This window comes from Nguyenibacter vanlangensis, from assembly GCF_013376155.1.
Lineage (GTDB): Bacteria > Pseudomonadota > Alphaproteobacteria > Acetobacterales > Acetobacteraceae > Gluconacetobacter > Gluconacetobacter vanlangensis.
The window spans coordinates 1-2,255 of record NZ_JABXXP010000473.1 but is presented as its reverse complement, the minus strand read 5'-3'; the positions used below and the strand labels follow the sequence as shown (position 1 = coordinate 2,255).

At 67.5% G+C, this 2,255-nt stretch carries 3 protein-coding genes; all 3 read right to left on the bottom strand.

Features of this window, described 5'->3' with window-relative positions:
* Positions 1–608: FGGY family carbohydrate kinase (locus tag HUK84_RS15440; RefSeq protein ID WP_246285718.1), on the bottom strand; the 608-nt coding region annotated here is incomplete at its 3' end.
* A 172-nt stretch (positions 609–780) separates the two neighbouring features.
* Positions 781–1,485: a D-lyxose/D-mannose family sugar isomerase gene (locus HUK84_RS15435; RefSeq protein ID WP_176641076.1), complete on the bottom strand. Its 705-nt coding sequence runs from the start codon at positions 1,483–1,485 to the stop codon at positions 781–783.
* A gap of 47 nt (positions 1,486–1,532) precedes the next feature.
* Positions 1,533–2,255: MFS transporter (locus HUK84_RS15430; protein WP_176641075.1), on the bottom strand; the 723-nt coding region annotated here is incomplete at its 5' end.

The window sequence follows — 2,255 nt, the reverse complement described above, 5'->3', positions numbered from 1 at the left end:
GCCGGCATCGCGGCCCGCGTCAGGCCGGTCGCCGCCAGCGCATCGTCCGACCAGCGGCGGCGCCCGACATCCTGCCACAACGTGCCGGACGCGTCGGACATGTCCTCGATCATCTCGCCGCTCAGGCGATAGCGCAGCCACGCCTTCGGCAGCAGGACATGCCGGACGGCGTCGAAGATCTCCGGCTCGTGCCGCGCCACCCATATCAGCTTCGGCGCCGTGAATCCCGGCATGGCGATGTTGCCGCACACGCTCCGGCTGTCGGGAAAACGCTGCTCGAACACGTCGCATTCCGCGCTGGAGCGCACATCGTTCCACAGGATGCACGGCCGCAGCACCTGCCCCGCCGCGTCCAGCAGCACGGCGCCATGCTGCTGCCCCGACAGGCCGATCCCCCGCACCGCGGCGACCGCCGCCGGCTGCTCGGCCCGCAATCCGTCCACCGCGTCGAGCAGCGCCCCCCACCAATCCGCGGGGTCCTGCTCGCTCCAGCCGGGATGCGGGGATCGGGTGCTCAACCCGACGGTCCGCTTCGCCAGGACGGCCTGCGCCTCGTCCACCAGGACGGCCTTGATCCCCGACGTACCCGCATCGATACCGATATACATCACCCGTTCCCTGCAACACGCCCCGGCGGAATGTCCGCGCCCGACTCAGGCCCCGACTCAGGCAATGCGGCATCCCGGCATCGCCCGACCGGATGAAATCATCCGATCGGGCGAAAACACGCATCAAAATAACGCGTTCAGCCCCTGCCCATTGGTGGGTCTCGCCGGCCACTCAGTGCCGGACCGCCTGCGGATACTCGGTGCACAGGAAATGGCGCCGCGGCGCGTCCTCCTCGATCTCGGGAAAACGGGATGACGGTTCCAGGAAGCAATTATCGGCATGGTCGTCACACAGCGACGACACCTCGCCGCTGACGGTCAGCCCGGTACCGTCCTCGCCCCAGAATTGATGGATGGTGCGTGGCGGAATGCACACGCTCTGCCCCGGCTTCAGCCGCACGGAATCGCCCGGCCGCATCCGCCGCGCGACGCCGTCCACCGCGATGGTGAACGCCGCGTCGGACGGCCGGTTGTCCGCCCCGGCCTTCGTCAGTTGGACGATGATGTTCCCCCCGGCCCGGTTGATGATGTCCTCCATCTTGGTGCGATGGAAATGCGCAGGCGAACGTTGCCCCTCGGGGTCCAGGATCAGCTTCTCGGCATAGGATTTGTCATACCCCCCGTTGGGGCTCTCGTGACGCATCGACCCGTTGCGCAGCGTGAACAGCGTGCGGCCGATCCTGGTAAAATCCCCCTGCCCGAAATCGGTGACGTCCCATCCCAGCATGCATGCGCGAATCTCGTCCGCCTCCGGCCCCTTGGACATCCAATCCTCCACGGTCCAGTAAGCGAATTCCGGCAGGCTGATCCCGTAATCCCGAAAGGTCACCATCGCCAGCGCGATGCTGGCGTTGATCTGCGAGCGTTTCAAAAGCATCTTTCTCTCTCCTTGAAAATTTCCGGTGATCCGTTGCGGGGATTTCTTCACGACAGCAGGATGTCGCGCGGCCGCGAGAATTCCGGCGCAGCGGCTCCTCCGCCGACCGCCCGCCCGCCGGCCTCCCCTCCCTTCGCGGGACGCCCGTCGAACAGCGCCATCAGCACAGCCGCCCCGAAGATGAACAGCGACATGACGGCAAAGCTCGCCCCCAGGCTGTGGGTCCGGGCCTGGATGTCGCCGATGATCCACGACCCCAGGAAGCCGCCCAGCGCACCGGCACTGTTGATTACGCCCATGGCCACCCCGGCCGCCTCGCGCGGCAGGATGTCGGGCACGATGGCGAAGAACGGCCCAAGCGGTGCCTGCATGCAGGCACAGCCCAGCACCATGCAGAGATAGGCAGCAACGAAGCTGCCCGGCGCCGCCAGGTAGCTGGCCAGAAAGAACGCGGCCGAGAGCATCAGCAGCGGCCAGACCAGATGCTTGCGGATCCGATAGCGGTCGGACAGGTTCGACGCCGCGACCATCAGCACGACCGACCCGGCATAGGGCCCGGCGGCCAGCAGCCCCGTGCCGCCCATGCTCCGCGCGCCGCCGCGATGGATGATGTCGGGCAGCCACATGATGAAGCCATAGGCCGTGACGCTCCACAGCAGCAATTGCAGGCTCAGGCTCAACACGCGCCTGTCCGACAGCACCGCCCAGATCCCGCCCCCGGCCGCCCCTACCCCGGCTGGTGCGATCGCACGCTGTTCCCGCGCCAGCCG